Raw genomic sequence first — 19,898 nt, 5'->3', positions numbered from 1 at the left:
CCTCAGAGCTTGATCTCGATGTTGACGTCGGCCGGGAGGTCGAGACGCATGAGCGAGTCGACGGCCTTGGGCGTCGGGTCCACGATGTCGATGAGACGCTTGTGGGTGCGCATCTCGAAGTGCTCGCGGCTGTCCTTGTACTTGTGGGGCGAGCGGATGACGCACACCACGTTCTTCTCCGTCGGAAGCGGCACGGGGCCGACGACCGTGGCGCCCGCGCGGGTCACCGTGTCGACGATCTTGCGCGCCGAGGTGTCGATGACCTCGTGGTCGTACGACTTCAGTCGAATGCGGATCTTCTGTCCCGCCATTGCTGACTCTCTCTCTGTCAAGGCGTCATACCCCTTCCGAGGGCATTGGACGCCGCGTAGCACTGCTTGTATGGAGCACCACTGTTCTGCTGTCAACGGCCGTTGATCGAGCCTGTCGAAGGCACCCCGCGCTCTGCTGGACACAGCCGCGGTGGCCTCGACACGCTCGACCCCGAGCCACCGACCCCCGTGCTCGTGCGATGGCCGCGCGAACGCACACGGGTTTCCCCGTGAGTGATGGGTGTCGATTGTCGTGTTCTGCTGCCTGCGGCCTAACCTGACCCGGTGACCTTGCGGTTCCGGTGGTTATGCACTGCCTGGCAGTGATCCGAAACGCGCGCAACAAGGCGCGCGTTCGAAATGTTGAACCCAACGAGTTTGCCATAGCCGACCCCTTCCATGCAACCCGGGCGTGTCGCGCTCCGCGGGTTCACAGGGTCCTGTCGGTTTGCGGATGCCGCGGGCCGCTCAGGAGTGGTGGAATCGAGGGATGACGACCGCAGACGAGCAGCCCACCACCCAGCACGCGCACGCCGTGAGCGACCGCATCGGACCGGGCAGCGTCTCGGTCACGCGGATCGGTCCGCGCATGTACGAGGGCCTCAACGAGCGCGGCGCGACACTGCGCGTCGGGGGCCCCGAGCTCGAGGGCGAGCACTTCAGCCCGGGCGAGCTGCTGAAGCTGGCGCTCATCGCGTGCTCGGGCCTCAGCGCCGACCGGGTCACCGCGCGTCGCCTGGGTGAGGACTTCGCCCTCACGGTCTGGGCGCACGGCAAGTCGGCCGACGACAACCGCTACCACCGCATCGACGAGGAGTTCCTCCTCGACCTGTCCGGCCTCGACGCGGCAGAGCGGCAGCAGCTGCTCGACGTGATGACGAAGGCCATCGAGCGCGGATGCACCGTGGCGCGCACGATCGAGGAGGTCGTCGAGATGCCCACGACCGTCGACGGCACCGAGCTCCGGTCGCACCCGGCCTGACGACGCCCGACCGGACGACCCGACGCTTCCCGCGGGCTCAGTCCCCGTCGTCGGTGCTGCGGCACAGCTGCGAGTGCGGCTTCTCCACGGTGTAGCCGGCGACGCCCGACGTGAGCAGCACGACGGCGGCGAGGGCGGCGGCGGATGCCACGCCGATGCGTCGCGCGCGCGGCATCCGCACCCGCTCGCGAGGCGCCGGGCGACGGAACGGGTCCTCGATCCAGCGCTTCGACGCCGCGGCGACGGCGATCGAGATCACGAGCAGGAGCACCATGACGGGCGCCTCGCTGGGCCGCCCGAGGATGAACGGCGTGAACATGATGATCGGCCAGTGCCAGAGGTACAGCGAGTAGGAGAGGTCGCCGAACCACTGCACGGGGCGCAGCGCGGCGACGGGCGCGAGCGAGAGGGCGGCCCGCGGCATCCCGGCCCAGATGACAGCCGCCGTGCCGAGCACGGGGACGAGCGCGATCACGCCCGGGAAGAGCTCGTGGTCGGTGAACGTGAGCGCGGCCGCCGCGATGGCGGCGAGACCGAGCCAGGTCGCGAGGGCGCGCGTCCGCCGGAGCCGCTCCCCCACGATCGCCGGCGCGAGCGCCAGCAGCCCGCCGACGCCGAACTCCCACGCGCGCGCGAACGTGGAGAAGTAGGCGAGGTTGTGGTCCTGCGCGGTGAGCGCGACGCCGTGCACGTACGAGGCGACCGTCGCGACGCCGAGCACGGCGGCCACCACGACGAGGCGCCGCCGGCCGAACCGCACGGCGAGCCACAGCGCGGCGATGATCAGCAGCGGCCAGAGCAGGTAGAACTGCTCCTCGACCGAGAGCGACCAGAAGTGCTGCACGGGCGTGGACTCGAGGTCGGCGCGACGCGGGATCTGCGAGTCGCGCGCGAGGTGCCAGTTCTGCACGTAGAGCGCGCTCGAGAGGACCTGCTGCAGGAACGGGCGCCACTCCACGCGCGGGGCGACGAGCAGCGTCGCGACCGCGCACGCGCTCAGCACGACGAGCGCGGCCGGGAGGATGCGGCGGATGCGTCGGACGTAGAAGTCGCGCAGCCGCACGCGCCCGAACCGCTCGGCGTCGCGGAGCAGCAGTCCCGTGATGAGGAAGCCCGAGACGACGAAGAAGACGTCGACGCCCACGAACCCCGCGGGCAGCACGGCCGGCCAGAAGTGGTACAGCACGACGCATCCGATCGCCACGGCGCGGAGCGCCTGGATCTCGGGACGCACGGAGGCGCGCGAAGTGACCGCAGGGGATGAGGGCATCCCCACGAGCCTAGGCAGGCCCCCGTTCAGGGCTCAAAGCCGGGCCGGGGGTTGACAGGGGTTTGCCGGGTTGGCGAAACCTCCCGTCCACCTCGGGAAACGCGCCCGGGCATGCGAAACGGGGCCGGACCCGAAGGCCCGACCCCGTGTCGGTTCCGCGCCGCGAGCGACGCGAAGGGTGTTACTTGATGATCTTCGTGACCGTACCGGCGCCCACGGTGCGACCACCCTCACGGATGGCGAAGCCGAGGCCCTCCTCCATGGCGATCGGCTGGATGAGCTCGACCGTCATGTCGGTGGTGTCGCCGGGCATGACCATCTCGGTGCCCTCGGGCAGCGTGATGACGCCGGTGACGTCGGTGGTGCGGAAGTAGAACTGCGGGCGGTAGTTCGCGTAGAACGGGTTGTGACGGCCGCCCTCCTCCTTCGAGAGGATGTACGCAGTGCCCTCGAAGTTGGTGTGCGGGGTGACCGAGCCCGGGGCCACGACGACCTGGCCGCGCTCGACGTCCTCGCGCTTGGTGCCACGGAGCAGGAGACCGCAGTTCTCGCCGGCCCACGCCTCGTCGAGCTGCTTGTGGAACATCTCGATACCCGTGACCGTGGTCTTCTGCGTCGGGCGGATGCCGACGATCTCGACCTCGGAGTTGATCTTCAGCGTGCCGCGCTCGGCGCGACCCGTGACGACCGTGCCACGACCGGTGATGGTGAAGACGTCCTCGATCGGCATGAGGAACGGCTTGTCCTTGTCACGCACGGGGTCGGGGATCGACTCGTCGACGGCGTCCATGAGGTCGAGGACCGACTGGGTCCACTGCGCGTCGCCCTCGAGCGCCTTGAGGCCCGAGACGCGGATGACCGGAGCGTCGTCGCCGGGGAAGCCCTGGCTCGAGAGCAGCTCGCGGACCTCGAGCTCGACGAGCTCCAGGATCTCCTCGTCGTCGACCATGTCGGCCTTGTTCAGCGCGACGAGCAGGTAGGGCACGCCGACCTGCTTCGCGAGCAGCACGTGCTCGCGGGTCTGGGCCATCGGGCCGTCGGTCGCCGCGACCACGAGGATCGCGCCGTCCATCTGAGCGGCACCGGTGATCATGTTCTTGATGTAGTCGGCGTGACCCGGGGCGTCGACGTGCGCGTAGTGGCGCTTCGGCGTCTCGTACTCGACGTGCGAGATGTTGATCGTGATGCCGCGCTGGCGCTCCTCGGGAGCCGAGTCGATCGACGCGAAGTCACGCTGCACGTTGGTTGCCGACGGGTACTTGTCGGCGAGCACCTTCGAGATCGCCGCGGTGAGCGTCGTCTTGCCGTGGTCGACGTGACCGATCGTACCGATGTTGACGTGCGGCTTGGTCCGCTCGAACTTGGCCTTAGCCACTGTGGGTCCTCCTCAGGACTTTCATGCAGCCGTCGCCGGGCGCTGGATTGCGCACGGTTGGCTACGGGGGTTGTGTTGTTATGTTACGCGACCCGGTCGGGCTGCGCTCCCAGGGCTATTCGCCCTTGTTCTTCTGGACGATCTCGTCGGCGACTGCCTTCGGGACCTCCGCGTAGCTCTCGAACTCCATCGAGTACACGGCACGGCCCGAGGTCTTCGACCGCAGGTCGCCGATGTACCCGAACATCTCCGAGAGCGGGACGTGCGCGCGCACGACCTTGACGCCGGCGGCGTCCTCCATCGACTGGATCTGACCGCGACGCGAGTTCAGGTCGCCGATGACGTCACCCATGTACTCCTCAGGGGTGCGCACCTCGACGGACATGAGCGGCTCGAGCAGAACCGGGTTCGCCTTCCGAGCGGCCTCCTTGAAGCCCATCGAGCCGGCGATCTTGAACGCCATCTCCGAGGAGTCGACGTCGTGAGCGGCGCCGTCGAGCAGGATGCCCTTGACGCCCACCATCGGGTAGCCCGCGAGGATGCCGTACTGCATGGCGTCCTGGAAGCCGGCGTCCACCGAGGGGATGTACTCGCGCGGGACGCGGCCACCGGTGACCTTGTTCTCGAACTCGTACGTCTTGTCGCCCTCGATCTCGAGGGGCTCCAGCGCGAACTGGATCTTCGCGAACTGGCCCGAGCCACCCGTCTGCTTCTTGTGGGTGTAGTCGTGCTTCTCGACGGCGCGCTTGATGGTCTCGCGGTACGCGACCTGCGGCTTGCCGACGTTGGCCTCGACCTTGAACTCCCGCTTCATGCGGTCGACGAGGATGTCGAGGTGCAGCTCGCCCATGCCCTTGATGACGGTCTGGCCCGTCTCCTGGTTGAGCTCGGTGCGGAAGGTCGGGTCCTCCTCGGCCAGCTTCTGGATCGCGGTGCCCAGCTTCTCCTGGTCGGCCTTGGTCTTCGGCTCGATCGCGACCTCGATGACCGGGGCCGGGAACGTCATGGACTCGAGCACGACCTGGTTGTCGGGGTCGCACAGGGTGTCGCCAGTGGTGGTGTCCTTGAGCCCGATGACCGCGTAGATGTTGCCCGCGGTGACCGAGTCGACCGGGTTCTCCTTGTTGGCGTGCATCTGGAAGATCTTGCCGATGCGCTCCTTCTTGCCCTTGGTCGAGTTCACGACCTGGCCGCCGGAGTCGAGGTGGCCCGAGTACACGCGGATGTAGGTGAGGCGACCGAAGAACGGGTGCACCGCGACCTTGAACGCGAGCGCGGCGAAGGGGTCGTTCGCGTCGGGGTGACGCTCGATGATCTCCTCTTCGTTGCGCGGGTTGCGGCCCTCGACCGCCGGCACGTCGAGCGGCGACGGCAGGAAGTCGATGACGGCGTCGAGCATGGGCTGCACGCCGCGGTTCTTGAACGCCGAGCCGCAGAGCACGGGGTAGATCTCGGAGTTGACCGTGAGCTTGCGGATCGCGCCCTTGATCTCGTCGACCGTGAGCTCCTCGCCGCCGAAGAACTTCTCGAGCAGCGCGTCGTCGGTCTCGGCGACGGTCTCGAGGAGCGTGTTGCGGTACTCCTCGGCCTTCTCCTTGAGGTCGGCCGGGATCTCCTGGATCTCGTACTTCGCACCCATCGTCACGTCGCCCTTGGCGTCGCCGGGCCACACGAGGGCCCGCATCTCGATGAGGTCGATGACGCCGACGAAGTCGTTCTCGGCGCCGATCGGCAGCTGCAGCACGAGCGGCTTGGCGCCCAGGCGGCTGACGATGGTGTCGACCGTGAAGTAGAAGTCCGCGCCGAGCTTGTCCATCTTGTTGACGAAGCAGATGCGGGGGACGTTGTACTTGTCGGCCTGGCGCCACACGGTCTCGGACTGGGGCTCGACGCCCTCCTTGCCGTCGAAGACGGCGACCGCACCGTCGAGCACGCGGAGCGAGCGCTCCACCTCGACCGTGAAGTCCACGTGGCCGGGCGTGTCGATGATGTTGATCTGGTTCTTGTTCCAGAAGCAGGTCACGGCGGCCGACGTGATCGTGATGCCGCGCTCCTTCTCCTGCTCCATCCAGTCGGTGGTCGAGGCGCCGTCGTGCGTCTCGCCGATCTTGTGGTTGACGCCCGTGTAGAACAGGATGCGCTCGGTGGTGGTGGTCTTGCCGGCATCGATGTGCGCCATGATGCCGATGTTGCGGACCTTGCTCAGGTCGGTGAGCACGTCAAGTGCCACGGGGTTCCTCCGGGGGAGTTCAGGTTCGGATGTGGTTGGTGCAGCGGATGCCGCGCTTCGACGGGCTCAGCGACCGTGTGGCCGCGGCATCCGCTCACCTGCTACCAGCGGTAGTGGGCGAAGGCGCGGTTCGACTCGGCCATCTTGTGCGTGTCCTCGCGACGCTTCACGGCGGCACCGAGGCCGTTCGACGCGTCGAGGATCTCGTTGGTGAGACGCTCGGTCATCGTCTTCTCGCGGCGGGCCTTCGCGTAGCTCGTGAGCCAGCGCAGGGCAAGGGTGTTGGCGCGGTGCGGCTTGACCTCGACGGGGACCTGGTAGGTCGAACCGCCGACGCGGCGCGAGCGCACCTCGAGGGTGGGGCGCACGTTGTCGAGCGCCTTCTTGAGGGTGGCGACGGCGTCCTGGCCGGACTTGTTCGCGACGTTCTCGAGCGCCTCGTAGACGATGCGCTGCGCGAGGTCCTTCTTGCCGTCGATCAGGATCTTGTTGACGAGCTGGCTGACGACCGGCGAGCCGTAGACGGGGTCGGCGACGACGGGGCGCTTCGGAGCGGGTCCCTTGCGAGGCATTACTTCTTCTCCATCTTCGCGCCGTAGCGGCTACGGGCCTGCTTGCGGTTCTTGACGGCCTGCGTGTCGAGCGCGCCGCGGATGATCTTGTAGCGCACGCCGGGGAGGTCCTTCACACGACCGCCGCGGACGAGCACCATCGAGTGCTCCTGCAGGTTGTGGCCCTCGCCGGGGATGTAGGCGGTCACCTCGGTGCCGTTCGAGAGCTTCACGCGGGCGACCTTGCGGAGCGCCGAGTTCGGCTTCTTCGGGGTGGTGGTGTACACACGCGTGCACACGCCGCGCTGCTGGGGGTTGGCCTTCAGGGCGGGAGCCTTGGTCTTCGTGACCTTCGGCGAGCGACCCTTGCGGACCAACTGCTGAATGGTTGGCACTGCTTCTCCTTGTTGGTGCTGCACGGTGACAGCGTTGATGGAATTCACATCAGACCCACCGGCGCCGCAGAGCTGCGGTGCCTTGCGTGGTGGGTATGCCGTGGGGGCTACCGTGGGGTGCCCTTGACGTGTGCGTTCTGGTGCGAACCGGAGACGTGCCCGCAGTCGATCTCACGATCCGCCGGCGGGCACGGTTCAAGCGCGCGTCAACGCGCACACCCGCTCAATGGTAATGCCGCGTAACCTCACGGTCAAATGGCGACGGATGCCACGAGCGGCACGTTCTCCGAGGGCGGAACCCGCGCGGGGCCGGGGCTTCGCGCACTCCACCGTTGTATTCCAACGTCGACGGCTCTCAGGGCATTCCCGGCCAACCCGGAGCATCGAGCTCGCGGTCGAGGTCGGCGAGGAGCTCCTCCACCTGGGGCTCGACGTAGGCGACGACCGCCGCGCCGATACGCTCCCGGTGCTGGGCGAGCTCCACGCAGATGCGCCGTCCGAGCTGCTTCGCGAACTCGTCGGCGAGGCGAACCTCCTCGCGGAGCGCCTCCTTCTCCTCGGGCGTGAACGGTCGCGGCGCCGGCTCGTTCGACTCGGCGGCGGCGTCGGCCTCGAGGCCGGTGAGGGTGAAGAGGAAGGGCTGGTCGGGCACCGGCTCGGGGTCGACGTCGAGGCCGAGGAACTCGTGATCGAGGCCCTCCCCCGCGCGGTACGGCCGGCGCGCCTTGCGCTCCTCGGCGAGGCGGATCTCCCGGTGCAGCATCGGCAGGTTGCGGGCGGTGTAGTCGTCGACCGCGCCGTCGATGATGCCCTTCATGCGCATCGAGAACGCGTGCTGCACGGGATGCGGCACGTCGACGTCGAGGCCCGCCGCGGCGAGGATGGGCGATCCGAAGCACCGCGTGCAGAGCCGCACGCGACCGCGATGGGTGCCGGGCCGCCACCTCGGCAACCACGCCAGCCATCGGTCGACCTCGTGGCTCACGCGCGCCTCGATCGAACCCTCCACGCGTTCACGATACTGCGCGACCCCACGGCAGCCCCCGATCCGGCGGCCGGATGGCGCGGCGTGCGCCCTTCGACGGGCTCAGTGTGCGTCGACCGGCTCAGGGAGCCTCACTCCTCGTCGTCGTGCTCCCAGGGCCACCGCGGTCGGGCCATGCCGGTCGAGCGTCCGCGCGCGACGAGCACCGCGAACGACGCGACCACGGCGGCGAGCGCCGGGACGAGCAGCCCGAACCAGGTGACGCCGAGCCCGAGGCCGAACAGCAGCGCGGCGAGGAGCGTTCCGGTGGCGATCGCGTAGCCGACCGTGGCCACGACGACGAGCGCGACCCAGCTCCAGAGCGCCGAGAAGAGCACGCTCGGCAGCTGCCGGTCGGGGCGTCGCAGCGTGTGCGCGAGCGTGAGCAGCACGGCACCGACGGATGCCCCGGCCGCCGCGGGTCCGACGAGCAGGCCCGCATCGGGGGCCGCGATCACGTCCTCGTTCGTCAGCAGGCTCACGAACCCCCACGCGCAGACGACGAGGGCGAGGTCGAGCGCGGCGGCGAAGGCGGCGACGACCCAGGCGTTGCGACGGCTGAGGTCCATCGATCCGAGCGTATGCCGACCGGCGGGACGACGGTCAGCCGCCCGCGCCGGAGGCCCGGCGCTCCCGGGCCCACGCCCAGCGCGCGATCCCGCCGAGCGGAGCGTCGGCGGCGTCGCGTCGCGCGTCGTCGGAGAGGACGCCGTCGCGCACGAGGAGCTCGAGCGCGTCGTCGCGATCGCGCTCGATGACCGCCCGGTCGTTCGGGGCGAGCCGGTCGACCGCGGCGCGAAGCGCACCCACGGCGTCGGCGGATGCGGCATCCGCGGTGCCCGCAGCACGACCGCGCCGGCGCTCGGCGACGACCCAGACGACGAGCACGACGGCCATCGCGACGGCGGCGGCGACGGCCGGCCAGGCGAGCGGCTGGGGCCGCTGGACCGCGATGAGCGCCGCGAGCACCACGGCGAGCACGGCGAACGCGACCGAGACGCCCGCCAGGACGAGGCCCTGCGGCGCGTCGGGAGCGGCGCCGCGTCGGGCGACCCGGAACTGCACGAGGCGGAACGCGACGTGCGCCAGCGAGCACGCGAACGCGGCGGCGAGCCAACCCGCGAGGGGCTGGTCGGTCCGGATGCCGATGACGAGCAGGCCCGGCACGACGAGCGGCAGGATCGACAGCACGAACACGGCCGCGCCGCGCCAGGCGGACACGCGCCGGGGTGCGTGCAGGTCGCGCAGTGCGGCCTCCCACGGCCCGAGGAGGTCGGCGCGCCTCGAGAGCAGGCTGCGCTCGAACTCCGCCCAGTCGAATCGGCCGGGATCGCCGGCCACGGCCCGGGCGTACGCGGTCGCGGTGGGCTCGGCCGCCACCGGGGCGCTCGGATCGGTCATGCGACGAAGCGGAGCGTGCCGACGAGCTCGCGCAGCGGCGCGTCGAGCATGCCGACCATGGTCGTGCTGGTGGGCGAGGACACGATGCGCACCGACCCCTGCGGGCCCGACAGCACGTAGCCGATCCCCGCCACGGGCGTCTCGCCCGGCGCGGCGGGCAGCACGAACCGAACGGCGACGCCGCTGCCGACGCCGGGCACCTCGACGGGGTCGACGCTCGGCGGCAGGGCGGTGGGCACGCCGTCGAGCAGCTCGCGGACGGGGTCGTCGCCGGGACGGAGCGTCGGGGCGAGGTCGACGTGCAGCAGCGCGGCCTCGGGCCGGCGGGTCGGCCAGAACAGGAGCCCGAACAGCGCGGACGGCAGGAGGCCGTCGACCGCCGCCTCGGCGATGCCGGCCGCGGCGGCGCGCGTCGCGTCGTCGGCATCGGGCCGGACCGTCAGGTACCGGGCCACGACGTCGCGCTCCCAGGCGCCGCGGTCGGCGTAGCCGTCGGACGGGAACTCGCCCGGCAGGTGCGCCCAGTAGCGCTCGTCGACCTCGACGTCGAGCCTCACGCGGCCGCCCGCCACGCGAACGTGCTCACGACGGCGTCGGTGAGCTCCAGCATCCGCTCGACCACCGGACGCCACGCCTCGGTCGGGTCGTCGACGGGGTGCACCGCGACGGCGGTGAACTGCAGCGCCTTCGTGCGGCGGTCGGGGAACGGCGTGAGGTAGGCCGCCGTGCGCTGCCCGACGGTCGTGCTGCCGACCGCGACCGTGGCATCGCGCTCCCAGCGCACGAAGCGCTTGTCGCCGTGCAATGAGGTCGCCCCGTCGCGGATGAGCTCGGCGACGACCCCGTCGAGCGTGCCGCCGCCGGGCGCCGTGCGCACCGCGGCCGTGATCGAGAGCGGCAGCACGAGCTCGTCGGCCCACGCCTCGGTCTGGAGGTAGATGCGGTGCGTGTTCGCCGAGCGGAGGCCGGCGAACGCGCGGCCGGTCAGCGCACGCAGCTGCGCGTCGAGGTCGGGACGGTGCTGCTGCCGGAGCCGCGTGCTCGCGAGCCGCACGAGCTCGCGCTCGGACTCGGCCGTCGCGTCGTACTCGGCCCAGCCCGAGGGCAGGACGAGCGTGTACTCGGGCACGGGACGGACGGTGCCGAGCAGCTCATCGCGCAGGTTCATGCCGGCCTTCCGGTCGTGGGTGGCGTCGGTCACGCGGCGAGCTGGGCTTCCCAGGTCTCGACGTCGTCCTCGAAGAGGTCGCCCACCGCGTCGGTGATCGCCATGCCGGCGGCCAGCGGCGAGTTCACCACCCAACCGTAGTGCCCGAAGACGTGGCCGGCCGCGCCCCAGCCGCTCGACATCGCACGGGTCGACTCGTCGCCGAATCCGATTCCCATGAGGCGGGCCGCGATGTCGGCGCCGGAGTGGCCGCCGCGCGCGGCGGCGACGAAGGAGGTGAACGGCGAGGCGCCGAACGCGCGGCTGATGCCGTAGGTCTCGGGGAAGCGCGTGATGGCGTTGCCGATGATCGCTCGGCTGCCCGAGGTGCCGAGGCCACCGACCATGTCGTCGAGGAAGCCGGCCATGCCGGGCTTGAAGCCGCCCGAGAACTTGGCGAGGCTGCCGAACGGGATGACGCCGACGATGGCGAGCCCGAGCTCGAGCCAGCCCGTGTCACCGCGGGCCTTCTGGTAGATCGTGAGGACGAGCGACGCGATCGCCACGATCGCGCCGAGCGCCGCGATGATCGGGCCGCCGATGACGAACGCGAGCACCGCGAGCACGATCCCGGCCCACTGCAGCACGACGAGCACGCCCGCGACGAACCCGTCGACGTCGTCCCAGAACCCGTCGGAGATTCCGCCGTCGGTGGCCTCGCGGATGCCGTTCGAGGCCGCCTCGAACGCGTCCTCCCACGTCTCGAACTGGGTGTCGAAGTTGCGGGCCTCGGCCATGAACTCGTCGTAGGCGTCGTTGGCGCGGTTCAGCGCGGACCGGATGTCGCGGTCGTGCGCCTCTTGCTCGGGGCTCTGCCCACCGCCGGCGGGCGGCGTGCCGGCCTGGCCGGGCGGCAGCGGGTGGTTGGCGTCCTGGTAGCGGCCGAGCGCGGCCTGGTAGTCGTCCCACGCGTCCTGGCAGCGCGGCACGATGACGCGCATCTGCTGCTGCACGCCGTCGAGGGCGTCGGCGTAGGTCACGAGCGCGGTGCCCGAGGGCTTGTAGCGCTCGCCGGCGAGCTTCAGCTCGCCGTCGATCTCGCCGATGACCTCCTTGATCTTGTCGATCGAGAGGCCCTGCTGGGGCACGCCGTTGTCGGCGATGGCCCGCAGCACGCCGGCCGCGCCGATCATCTGGTCGCCGAGGTCCTCGATCGCGCGCCCGCGCGTGCGGATGCCGAAGGCGTTGCCGGTGACGACCTCGATCGGGTTCCCGGCGGGTGACGGCTCCATCTGGTTCGTGCTCCTCGTGATCTCGGGGTCAGGCCCGGGGCATGGTGTCGACTTCGTTCGCCTCGACGGCGAGCTCCTTGGCGGCCGCGGTGTCCCACTCGGCCCAGCCCTTGCCGGTCGCCTCGACGCGCTCCTGGATCTTCATGAGGTCCTCCTTGAGCGCGGCGCGGCGGTCGTCCCAGCCGTCCTCGAACTCCTCGGCCGCCTCACGGAGCCTGTCGCGGCCGTAGGGGTCGCCGATGTCGCCCTCGAGGCTGGTGGCGCGCTCCTCGGCCTTCTCGAGCTCGACGATGATCTGCTTCAGCGATCCGTTGAGCTCGTTGAGCACGGAGTACTCGATCAGGATGTCGGTCACCGGCGGGCTCCTCGGTCTCTGCGGTGTGCGGTGGGGGCGCGGCATCCGCGAATCGGATGCCTCGGGGACGACGCACGGCGGGAGGCTCATCCCTCCCGCCGTGCGATGCGTCAGCGGCCGGCGAGCTGCTGGTCGAGGTCCTGGATCGCCTGCATCATGCCGCGGAGGGCCTCGCCCATCTCGCCGATGCCGTCGACCGCGTTCTTGAGCCCGGTGGTGAGCTCCTCGTAGCCCTGGCCGAACTTGCCCGACGCGTGCTGCGTCTTGAAGTCGTTGCCGAGGAGCGAGTCCACCGAGTTCTTCAGCTGGTCGAGCTGCGACTGGATGTCGTCACGCGCGTCGTTCAGCTTGTTGGCCATCGCTTCCATCTCGCCGTAGGAGGCGCCGAAATCCGCCATCGGGGGATCCTTCCGTTCGATCGGTCCGAACCCTCGTCCGGGCCGGTGTGCTCCACAGTACGGAAGGTCGAACGCGGGTCACATGGGGAGCACTCCCCACCCTGGATCAGCCCGCGAACGGGACCTGCACGGTCATGATCCGGCCGTTCTGCACGAAGATGCCGCGGCCCTCGGGGAAGTCCGCGCGCTTGACCTTCGGGAACGGCGTCTTGAACACGGAGTCGCCGTCGAACGCGTCGGGCTTCAGCGCGAGCCCGCGGCGGCCGGCCTTGAAGTCGCCGACGAATCCGAACCCGGCCGAGAGCGTCGCGACCTCCGCGTCGCCCACGAGGAAGTGGTCGCTGCGGTTGATCGCCTGGAACAGCTCCTTCAGCGGCCGCTCGGCGTCGGAGTCGGCGAACTGCGTGACGTTCTCGACCACGATGACGAACCGCCCGGGCACGTCGGCATCGCCCACCACGTCGACGAGTTCCCTGGCGAGGACCTTCACGCCGTCGACGGTGGTCGCACTGCGCACCCACGGCGCGTGGTCGGCGAGCTGCGCCCGGCGTCCGGCGAGGTGGAAGAGCTTCACCTCGGGGTCGAACCGGCGCACCGCGTCGACGATGGCGCGCATGGCGTTCGTCTTGCCGCTCTGCGGCGGGCCCGTGACCGCGAACGTGCCGACGGGCTCGAAGCCGATCGGCGCGAGCGTGTCGTCGGCGATACCGAGGGCGGGCTCCTCCCCCACGGTGGACGGCAGCTCCCCGGCGCCGAACAGGGCCGGCAGCGCGCCGATGGGCGCCGCATCGCGGGCCCCGCGGGCGCGCAGGTCGCGCGCGAGCGACTCGAGCACCCGGGTCTGCTCGGCGACGTTCGTCGTGCCGCCCGGCACGGCGAGTTGCGTCTCGAAGCCCTCGACGATCGCACGGCCGGGAGCCGAGCGCTCGGTGAGCACGTCCTTCGGCGCGCCGAGCACCTGGTAGCCCGACTCGTCGCTGAGGCGCAGCACCACGCGCTTCGTGACGTTCGCGCTCACCGCGGTCGGCACCGCGCCGGCGCGATCGGCCGTCGCCACGACGTGGACGCCGAGCGGGCGCCCCTCGCCGAGGATGCGCATGACCACGTTGTAGAACGGCATGCGCACGGTCGTGGAGTCCCACTCGGTCTTGAACGTGGCGAAGCCGTCGAGGAGCAGCAGGATGCGCGGCTCGTCTCGGCCGGTCAGCTCGCGATACTCCGTGAGGGTCGCGGCGTTCGCGTCGCTGAACGCCTTGGCCCGGCGGTCGAGCACGTCGTTGAGCGTGCGCAGCAGGCGCTGCACGCGCTCGGGGTCGTCGCCCGACACGATCGAGCCGACGTGCGGCAGCGCCTCGAGCGACCGCAGGGCGCCGGCGCCGAAGTCGAGCCCGTAGACCTCGGCCGCGCCGAGGTCGGGACGCAGGCCGATGCCCACCGCGAGCGTGCGGAGCGCGGTCGACTTGCCCGAGCCGCTCGTGCCGTAGACGAGCATGGCGCCGTCGCGATCGGGCACGAACGCCATGGGCACCTGCAGCTGCCGCTCGGGCACGTCGGCGAGGCCGAACACGATCTCGGCGTCGCCGCGCTGCGGCAGCGACTCGACGGCGACCGTCGGTGCGAGCTCGTCGAGCCATGGCCGCCGGGGGGCGGGGACGCGGGCCTCGGCGGCGGCCGCGATGAACGTGCGCACCATCCGCTTCTGGTCGTTGGGACCGGGGTCCTCGTCGTGCGCGTCGCTCTCGGGCTCGGCGTCCGACTCCCAGGTGATCGTGGACCCGAATCGGAGCTCCGCGACCTTCACCTCCGCCTCTGCCACCTCTGCCGTGGTCCAGCCGCCCGCGTACGCCGACTGGAAGGGCACGAGCCGGCCGGGGCCGGTCTTCGCGATGCCGCGCCCGGGGATCGACGGGTCGAAGCCCGCGGCCACGGCGTCGCCCACGACATCGCGGGAGTCCGACTCGTCGGCCATGCGGAGCGCCACGCGCAGGTTGGTGTTCGCGCGGAGGTTGTCCTTGATGACGCCCGCGGGGCGCTGCGTCGCCAGGATGAGGTGGATGCCGAGCGACCGGCCGCGCTGCGCGATGTCGACGACGCCGTCGACGAACTCGGGCACCTCGCCGGCGAGCGCCGCGAACTCGTCGATGACGAGCACGAGCGCCGGCGGCGTCTCGGGGTCCTGCCGCTTCTCGAGCTCGAGCAGGTCCTTCGCCTTCTTGCGGTTGAACAGGTGCTCGCGGTGGTGCAGCTCGGCGCGCAGGCTCGTGAGCGCCCGCCGCACGAGATGCGGGCTGAGGTCGGTCACGAGGCCGACGCAGTGCGGCAGCTCGACGCAGTCGGCGAAGGCCGAACCGCCCTTGTAGTCCACGAACAGGAACGTGACGCGGTCGGGGCTGTACTGCGCCGCCATGCCGAGCACCCACGCCTGCAGGAACTCGGACTTGCCCGCGCCCGTGGTGCCGCCCACGAGCGCGTGCGGGCCCTGCGTGCGCAGGTCGAGCGTCATCGCGTCGGGGCTCGACTGGCCGATGAACGCCTTCAGCGTGCCGGCGCGCTTCAGCCGGGGCAGCTTCGCGCCCGAGCGGTCGATGACGGAGTTGTTCTGCCGCCAGCGGTCGACGACGCCCGCCGGGCTCGAGGCGAACTCGTCGCCGATGAGCGTGAGCATCGAGACGCTGCGGGGCAGGTCGCTCGAGTCTTCGACCACCGTGCTGGCGTCGACCACGGGCGCGAGCCGGCGCGCGAAGACCTCCGCGTACCTCGCCGAGACGCCCTCGACGCGCACGCCCGCGTACTCGGCGCCCGACCGCACCACGCCGACCGTGGCCCGGTCGAGCCCGGCGGTCACGTCGACGAACGTGCGGCACGCGGCCGGCAACGACTCGACGGTCGGGCCGACGAACACCGTGTGGATGCCGGCGTCGGCCCCGCGCTCGATCAGCTGGATCAGCCGGGGACGATCGACCGGGGCATCCGCCGACACGAACAGGATGAGCGCGCTGTCGGGCCGCGGGTCGTCGGAGCGCTCGCCGGACGGCGAGCCGACGTCGGCGCCGCGCGACATCGACGCCTTGGTGTCGGCGAGCGGCCCGCGGCGCGCCGCCGAGGCCGAGAGCCGCTCGAGGATCGTCTCCTCGAGCGCGCTCAGCAGGCTCGCGCCGGCCGACTGGCTGTCGGCGAGCGCGACGTCGGCGAGCGGATGCCGCGCGCCCGACGTGTGCGGCAGCCACTTCAGCCACTCCAGTTCGCGGCTCCAGGCGGGGTCGACGATCGCGGCCGCGACGACCTCGTTCGGCGCGTGCAGGCCGAACAGCTGCACGGCGAGGCCGCGGACCGCGTCGGCGGCGAGGTGCATCGGTCCGGCGATCCCCAGCGCACCCGAGCTCGTGAGGAGCTCCATGACGGGCACGTCGTCGATCTCGGCGAAGCGGTCGCGCAACACCTCGACCTGCCGGGAGTACGTCACGATGCCGGGCAGTGCCGCCTCCGACGTGGCGATCGTGTTGCGGCTCGGCGCGCACCCGACGCCGAGCCGGAGCGCGAGGAAGTTCCAGTGCTCGGGCCGGCGGGTCCACAGCATGGGGCCGAGCCGCATCGCCTGCTCGTAGACGACCGCGACGGGCGGCGTCTCCCCCTGCCGGCGCTCGCGCTCGACGACGACCTCGCGGGTCAGCGTCTCCTCGAGCTCCTCGAGCTGCACCTCGAAGGTCTCGATCTCCTGCTTGAGCTTGCGGCTCGACTGCGTGCGCGAGCCGAACCAGTTCGCGAGCAGCATGAGCGGCGAGAGCACGACGATGAGCAGCGAGGCGGGGCGCCCGTTGAGGGCGAAGATCGCGAGGCCCGCGATCATCGGCGACACGATCATCGGCCACGGGAAGAGGCGCGGATTCTCCTCGGTCGGGATGCGCGGCTGCGGATGCTCGGTGCCGGGGTAACGGGCCTCCACCCGGGGCGAGCGGTTGAACATGAGTGCGCCGCCGCGTTCGAGCACCGGGTCGGCCGCGGCATCCGTGCCCGCGACCAGCGAGAACGACACGTCGGTGTCGCCGATCGTGATGCGCTGGCCGGGGATGACGCGGATGCGCGTCATGGGACCGCCGTCGACGATGAGGCCGTTGGCGGAGTTGAGGTCGACGAGCTCGACGGCCTGGTCGACCTCGATGCGCGCATGGCGCTTGGACACGAGGGCGTCCTGCAGCACGACGTCGGCGTCGGCGCTGCGGCCGATGACGTGCTGGCCGCGCCCGAGCGGCACCTGGCGACCCGCCTCGGTGCCGGTGTGCACGTGCAGGATCGCGACCGTGCCGGCGTCGGCCGCGCGGCGTGCGGTCGGCGACACCACCGCGGCGTTGAAGCCCGAGCCGATGGGGGCGTCGGCGACGAGCAGGTCGGGGTCGAGCACGACGGGCTCGCTCGACGTGGGCGGCGCGACGGCGAGCGTGAGCGGCCCGGTGTGCCGCGGCAGGTGCGCGGAGGCCGGATCGTCGTCGGCGATCGCTCGCGCCACGTCGCCGACCGTCGCGGTCGCGTCGGTCGTCACGACCACGTCGGCCGCGGCGCCGGCCTGACGGCGCAGGCCCAGCTTCAGCCTCATCGGGCCGCCACCTCCTCGACGACGAACCAGCGGCCGCCGAGCTCCACCTTGGTGCCGCCGTCCACGCGCGTGCGGGCGCCGGGCACGAGCTCGACCGGAGCGCGTCCGGGTGCGGCAACGCTCGTGCCGTTGCGCGACCAGCGGTCGGTGATCCAGACGCCGGCGTCGTCGACGTCGAAGCGCGCGTGGGTCTTCGAGATGCCCATGGAGTCGTCGGCAAGCGAAACGAGCAGGATGCTCGCGGGGTCGCCCTCGGCGCGCGCGGGACGACGGCCGAGGAGGCCGGTGCCCGCCGCGTCGAAGCGGCTGCCGTCGTCGAACGCGAACACGGCGGCGCGGGCGGGTGCGGTCGCGGGCGCAGCCGCGGTGGCAGGCACGACGGGGGGAGCGGGCACGGCGGCGGTCGCGGGCACGGCGGCGGATGCCGCGGCGGCGGACGCTCCGACCGCCGGCCCCGCGATCGGCGGCGGCGTCCACGCGCCCGCCTCGGGCACCGCGGCCACCACCCCGGAGGCGGAGCGCGCCTGCGGGATGAACGTCTGCTCGTCGATGGCACGGTCGGTCGCGAGCGACGGCATGCGCGGGACCGAGGCGGCGGGCGCATCGAGCTGCCGACGCGCATGCCGCAGCGCCTTGAGGTCGAACGGGTCGAGGCCTTCGCGCACGTCGACGACCCAGCAGCGTCCGACGCGGTCGAGCCAGCTGCGGCCGCGCCGCTCGGGGTCCCAGAGCCCCGACGCGAACATCAGCGCGGGTCCGACGAGCGGCAGCACGACCTGCGACGCCCAGAGCACGAGCACGCGCAGCACGACGCGCCAGAACCCGGCGCGCCCGAAGTCGGCGACCTGCACCGAGCGGAGCCCGAGCGCGCGCTTGCCGAGCGTGACGCCGAGTCGCCCGTGCAGGGCGAGCTGCGTGATGCCGAACGCGGCCACGAGCGCCTGCCCGACGGCGACGAGCACCAGTGGCAGCAGGAGCGACGACGGATCGACCCCGGTCGCGGCATCCGACCCGACGATCGCATTCGCCAGCAGCACCGCGCCGACGATGGCGGGCGATGCGGCCACCGCGTAGACGATGGCGTCGAGCGCGAACGCGGCGGAGCGTCGACCGGCCGGCGCCGGCCGGAGTCCGAGGCCGGCCGCGTACGCCGGATCGGGCCGCCCGGAGGCGTCGAGGCCGGGCACGGGCGCGTCCTCGACGTGCATGGTGATGCTCACGTGGCTCCTCGGGTGCAGGGTCAACGAGCCAGCAAACCCGATCGGGCGGGTGCTGTCGATGGGGAGGAGTCACCATCCCCGACACAGCAGCGTACCCGGCGGCCGGGAAGCCGCCGGGTACGTTCCGGTCGCTGCGGGAGCCCTACGGGCGGATCGGCTGCGGACCCGCTGCGAGCTCGCGGTCGTAGGCCTCGCGGGCCAGGCGGTTGCGCTCGGTCACGGCGCGGCCGCGCGAGGCGACCCAGCCGCCGAGCCAGATCGTGATCTCGCGGGCCAGGATGCCCGCGATGAGGGCGAACGGGTCGAGCCAGCGGGCCCGGATGAAGTCGTTCGCCTGGTCGATCGTCATGGTCCACGCCTGCACGGTCAGCAGCGCGGCGCCGATGTAGGAGAGGTACACGAACACGCCGACGAGCAGGCCGAACACCGCGTACTGCCACCACGGCCCGCGGTTCACGATCACGGCGAGCAGCGTGAAGCCCACGAACGTCGCGATGACGGGCACCCAGTACACCGGCTGCGCCACGAACTGGAGGAACACCGAGGCCGCCTGCTGCGGGTCGGTCTGCGCGAGCAGCACGAGGTAGCCGATGCCCGCGTACAGCAGCGCGAACACGACGGCGGCGACCAGCGCGACGAGCACGCCGAATCCGCGGTTGCCGCGGGTCTTCGGCGGCGTGGGCGCCTGCACGTAGATGGTCTGCGGCGCGGCGAGCGCGGTGGGCACGGCCTCGTGGTCGGGAGCCAGGGTCGCGGCGCCGGCGGCGGTGCCCGCAGCGACGGTCGCGGCCGGCACGTAGGTCTCGCGGCGCACGCTGCCGGCGGGCACGGGCTCGGGGGCGTTCGGCTCCCCCACGTCGTCGGATGCCACGGGCTCCGCGTTCGCCCGCTGCACCGCCGCATCGAGGCGCGAGGTGTCGTCGGCTGCGGGCTCGGTCACCACGGGCGGGGCGGCGACGGGCTCGGATGCCGCGGGCTCGGTCACGACCGGCTCGGGCTCGGCCTCCGGCGTGGCATCCGCCGGCCGCACGTCGGGCCGAGGCTCGGGCTCGGGCTCGGGCTCGGCGACGTGCTCGGCGACGTGCTCGGATGCCGCAGCCGGTGCGTCATCGGCGGCGACGGGCTCATGCGCGCCCGTGTCGGCCGGCGCGTCGTCGGCGGGCACGTCATCGACCGACGGCTCGCGGTCGACGGCATCGGGGTCGAGCGGGCGTTCCGGGTCGGATCCGGGAGTCGTGCTGCTCATGATCGCGCTCCTTCCGGGCGCCCTCGCACCCGCGAATGGCCTCACTGTAGCAACGCGCGCACGCCCCGCCGCGGAGCCGCGCGGAAGATGCGGCGGCACGACGAAGGGCC

Annotated in this window: 18 protein-coding genes; 1 reads left to right on the top strand and 17 read right to left on the bottom strand. The window is 71.5% G+C overall.

The annotated features are described in order from the left end of the window. Window positions 1-2: 2 nt before the first annotated feature. Window positions 3-311 carry a 30S ribosomal protein S10 gene (rpsJ, locus tag ACFVN5_RS06220; protein WP_017201594.1) on the bottom strand — a complete coding sequence of 103 codons (309 nt, stop codon included), beginning with the start codon at window positions 309-311 and terminating at the stop codon, window positions 3-5. A gap of 490 nt (window positions 312-801) precedes the next feature. On the opposite strand from rpsJ, the gene ACFVN5_RS06215 reads away from it, so the two are divergent. After that, a complete protein-coding gene (locus tag ACFVN5_RS06215; RefSeq protein WP_376953952.1) occupies window positions 802-1,293 on the top strand; it encodes an OsmC family protein in 492 nt (163 codons plus the stop codon). 37 nt (window positions 1,294-1,330) lie between these two features. On the opposite strand, the gene ACFVN5_RS06210 is transcribed toward ACFVN5_RS06215, so the two are convergent. The 16 genes from ACFVN5_RS06210 to ACFVN5_RS06135 form a co-directional block, all read right to left on the bottom strand. Further along, window positions 1,331-2,563 carry an acyltransferase family protein gene (locus ACFVN5_RS06210; RefSeq protein ID WP_376953950.1) on the bottom strand — a complete coding sequence of 411 codons (1,233 nt, stop codon included), beginning with the start codon at window positions 2,561-2,563 and terminating at the stop codon, window positions 1,331-1,333. A gap of 181 nt (window positions 2,564-2,744) precedes the next feature. Next, a complete protein-coding gene (gene tuf / locus ACFVN5_RS06205; protein WP_148733795.1) occupies window positions 2,745-3,938 on the bottom strand; it encodes an elongation factor Tu in 1,194 nt (397 codons plus the stop codon). Window positions 3,939-4,053: 115 nt separating this feature from the next. Continuing rightward, window positions 4,054-6,168: an elongation factor G gene (gene fusA, locus ACFVN5_RS06200; RefSeq protein WP_376953949.1), complete on the bottom strand. Its 2,115-nt coding sequence runs from the start codon at window positions 6,166-6,168 to the stop codon at window positions 4,054-4,056. A 101-nt stretch (window positions 6,169-6,269) separates the two neighbouring features. Further along, entirely contained in the window at window positions 6,270-6,740 is a 471-nt protein-coding gene (gene rpsG / locus ACFVN5_RS06195) for a 30S ribosomal protein S7 (protein WP_092668506.1), read from the bottom strand. After that, the gene (gene rpsL, locus ACFVN5_RS06190; protein ID WP_022889720.1) at window positions 6,740-7,114 is read right to left on the bottom strand and encodes a 30S ribosomal protein S12; all 375 of its coding nucleotides are present in this window, start codon (window positions 7,112-7,114) and stop codon (window positions 6,740-6,742) included. Before rpsL ends, rpsG begins: the two co-directional genes overlap by 1 nt. Window positions 7,115-7,469: 355 nt before the next feature. Next, window positions 7,470-8,123 carry a spermidine/putrescine ABC transporter substrate-binding protein gene (locus ACFVN5_RS06185; RefSeq protein WP_376953948.1) on the bottom strand — a complete coding sequence of 218 codons (654 nt, stop codon included), beginning with the start codon at window positions 8,121-8,123 and terminating at the stop codon, window positions 7,470-7,472. A gap of 107 nt (window positions 8,124-8,230) precedes the next feature. After that, window positions 8,231-8,707 (bottom strand): DUF6121 family protein, encoded by a 477-nt coding sequence (locus ACFVN5_RS06180; protein ID WP_376953946.1) that lies wholly within the window; start codon window positions 8,705-8,707, stop codon window positions 8,231-8,233. Window positions 8,708-8,741: 34 nt separating this feature from the next. After that, a complete protein-coding gene (locus ACFVN5_RS06175; RefSeq protein WP_376953945.1) occupies window positions 8,742-9,539 on the bottom strand; it encodes a hypothetical protein in 798 nt (265 codons plus the stop codon). Then, a complete protein-coding gene (locus ACFVN5_RS06170) occupies window positions 9,536-10,096 on the bottom strand; it encodes a hypothetical protein (RefSeq protein ID WP_376953944.1) in 561 nt (186 codons plus the stop codon). Before ACFVN5_RS06170 ends, ACFVN5_RS06175 begins: the two co-directional genes overlap by 4 nt. Then, window positions 10,093-10,740 (bottom strand): hypothetical protein, encoded by a 648-nt coding sequence (locus ACFVN5_RS06165; protein WP_376953943.1) that lies wholly within the window; start codon window positions 10,738-10,740, stop codon window positions 10,093-10,095. Before ACFVN5_RS06165 ends, ACFVN5_RS06170 begins: the two co-directional genes overlap by 4 nt. Then, complete coding sequence (locus ACFVN5_RS06160) at window positions 10,737-11,978, bottom strand: hypothetical protein (protein ID WP_376953941.1); 1,242 nt, start codon at window positions 11,976-11,978, stop codon at window positions 10,737-10,739. The genes ACFVN5_RS06165 and ACFVN5_RS06160 overlap by 4 nt, the downstream gene beginning before the upstream one ends. A gap of 28 nt (window positions 11,979-12,006) precedes the next feature. After that, window positions 12,007-12,333 carry a hypothetical protein gene (locus ACFVN5_RS06155; RefSeq protein WP_376953940.1) on the bottom strand — a complete coding sequence of 109 codons (327 nt, stop codon included), beginning with the start codon at window positions 12,331-12,333 and terminating at the stop codon, window positions 12,007-12,009. Between the two features lie 110 nt (window positions 12,334-12,443). Then, window positions 12,444-12,731 (bottom strand): WXG100 family type VII secretion target, encoded by a 288-nt coding sequence (locus tag ACFVN5_RS06150; RefSeq protein ID WP_148733778.1) that lies wholly within the window; start codon window positions 12,729-12,731, stop codon window positions 12,444-12,446. A gap of 106 nt (window positions 12,732-12,837) precedes the next feature. Further along, the gene (locus ACFVN5_RS06145; RefSeq protein WP_376953938.1) at window positions 12,838-17,322 is read right to left on the bottom strand and encodes an FtsK/SpoIIIE domain-containing protein; all 4,485 of its coding nucleotides are present in this window, start codon (window positions 17,320-17,322) and stop codon (window positions 12,838-12,840) included. Continuing rightward, window positions 17,319-18,542, bottom strand: coding sequence for an RDD family protein (locus tag ACFVN5_RS06140; RefSeq protein ID WP_376953937.1), 1,224 nt, complete (start codon window positions 18,540-18,542; stop codon window positions 17,319-17,321). The genes ACFVN5_RS06145 and ACFVN5_RS06140 overlap by 4 nt, the downstream gene beginning before the upstream one ends. A gap of 142 nt (window positions 18,543-18,684) precedes the next feature. Next, window positions 18,685-19,788 (bottom strand): hypothetical protein, encoded by a 1,104-nt coding sequence (locus tag ACFVN5_RS06135; protein WP_376953935.1) that lies wholly within the window; start codon window positions 19,786-19,788, stop codon window positions 18,685-18,687. Window positions 19,789-19,898 lie beyond the last annotated feature (110 nt).

The organism is Agromyces sp. NPDC057865 (assembly GCF_042796995.1).
Lineage (GTDB): Bacteria > Actinomycetota > Actinomycetes > Actinomycetales > Microbacteriaceae > Agromyces.
Note: the sequence above shows the minus strand (reverse complement) of the source record. Positions and strands in the feature narration are given on the sequence as shown.

What these genes read in the sequence shown, in the direction of transcription:
- ACFVN5_RS06160 (WP_376953941.1), bottom strand. Translation starts at nt 11,978, where the DNA reads ATGGAGCCGTCACCCGCCGGGAACCCGATCGAGGTCGTCACCGGCAAC.
- ACFVN5_RS06180 (WP_376953946.1), bottom strand. Translation starts at nt 8,707, where the DNA reads ATGGACCTCAGCCGTCGCAACGCCTGGGTCGTCGCCGCCTTCGCCGCC.
- ACFVN5_RS06135 (WP_376953935.1), bottom strand. Translation starts at nt 19,788, where the DNA reads ATGAGCAGCACGACTCCCGGATCCGACCCGGAACGCCCGCTCGACCCC.
- ACFVN5_RS06175 (WP_376953945.1), bottom strand. Translation starts at nt 9,539, where the DNA reads ATGACCGATCCGAGCGCCCCGGTGGCGGCCGAGCCCACCGCGACCGCG.
- ACFVN5_RS06215 (WP_376953952.1), top strand. Translation starts at nt 802, where the DNA reads ATGACGACCGCAGACGAGCAGCCCACCACCCAGCACGCGCACGCCGTG.
- rpsJ (WP_017201594.1), bottom strand. Translation starts at nt 311, where the DNA reads ATGGCGGGACAGAAGATCCGCATTCGACTGAAGTCGTACGACCACGAG.
- ACFVN5_RS06210 (WP_376953950.1), bottom strand. Translation starts at nt 2,563, where the DNA reads ATGCCCTCATCCCCTGCGGTCACTTCGCGCGCCTCCGTGCGTCCCGAG.
- ACFVN5_RS06145 (WP_376953938.1), bottom strand. Translation starts at nt 17,322, where the DNA reads ATGAGGCTGAAGCTGGGCCTGCGCCGTCAGGCCGGCGCCGCGGCCGAC.
- ACFVN5_RS06150 (WP_148733778.1), bottom strand. Translation starts at nt 12,731, where the DNA reads ATGGCGGATTTCGGCGCCTCCTACGGCGAGATGGAAGCGATGGCCAAC.
- rpsG (WP_092668506.1), bottom strand. Translation starts at nt 6,740, where the DNA reads ATGCCTCGCAAGGGACCCGCTCCGAAGCGCCCCGTCGTCGCCGACCCC.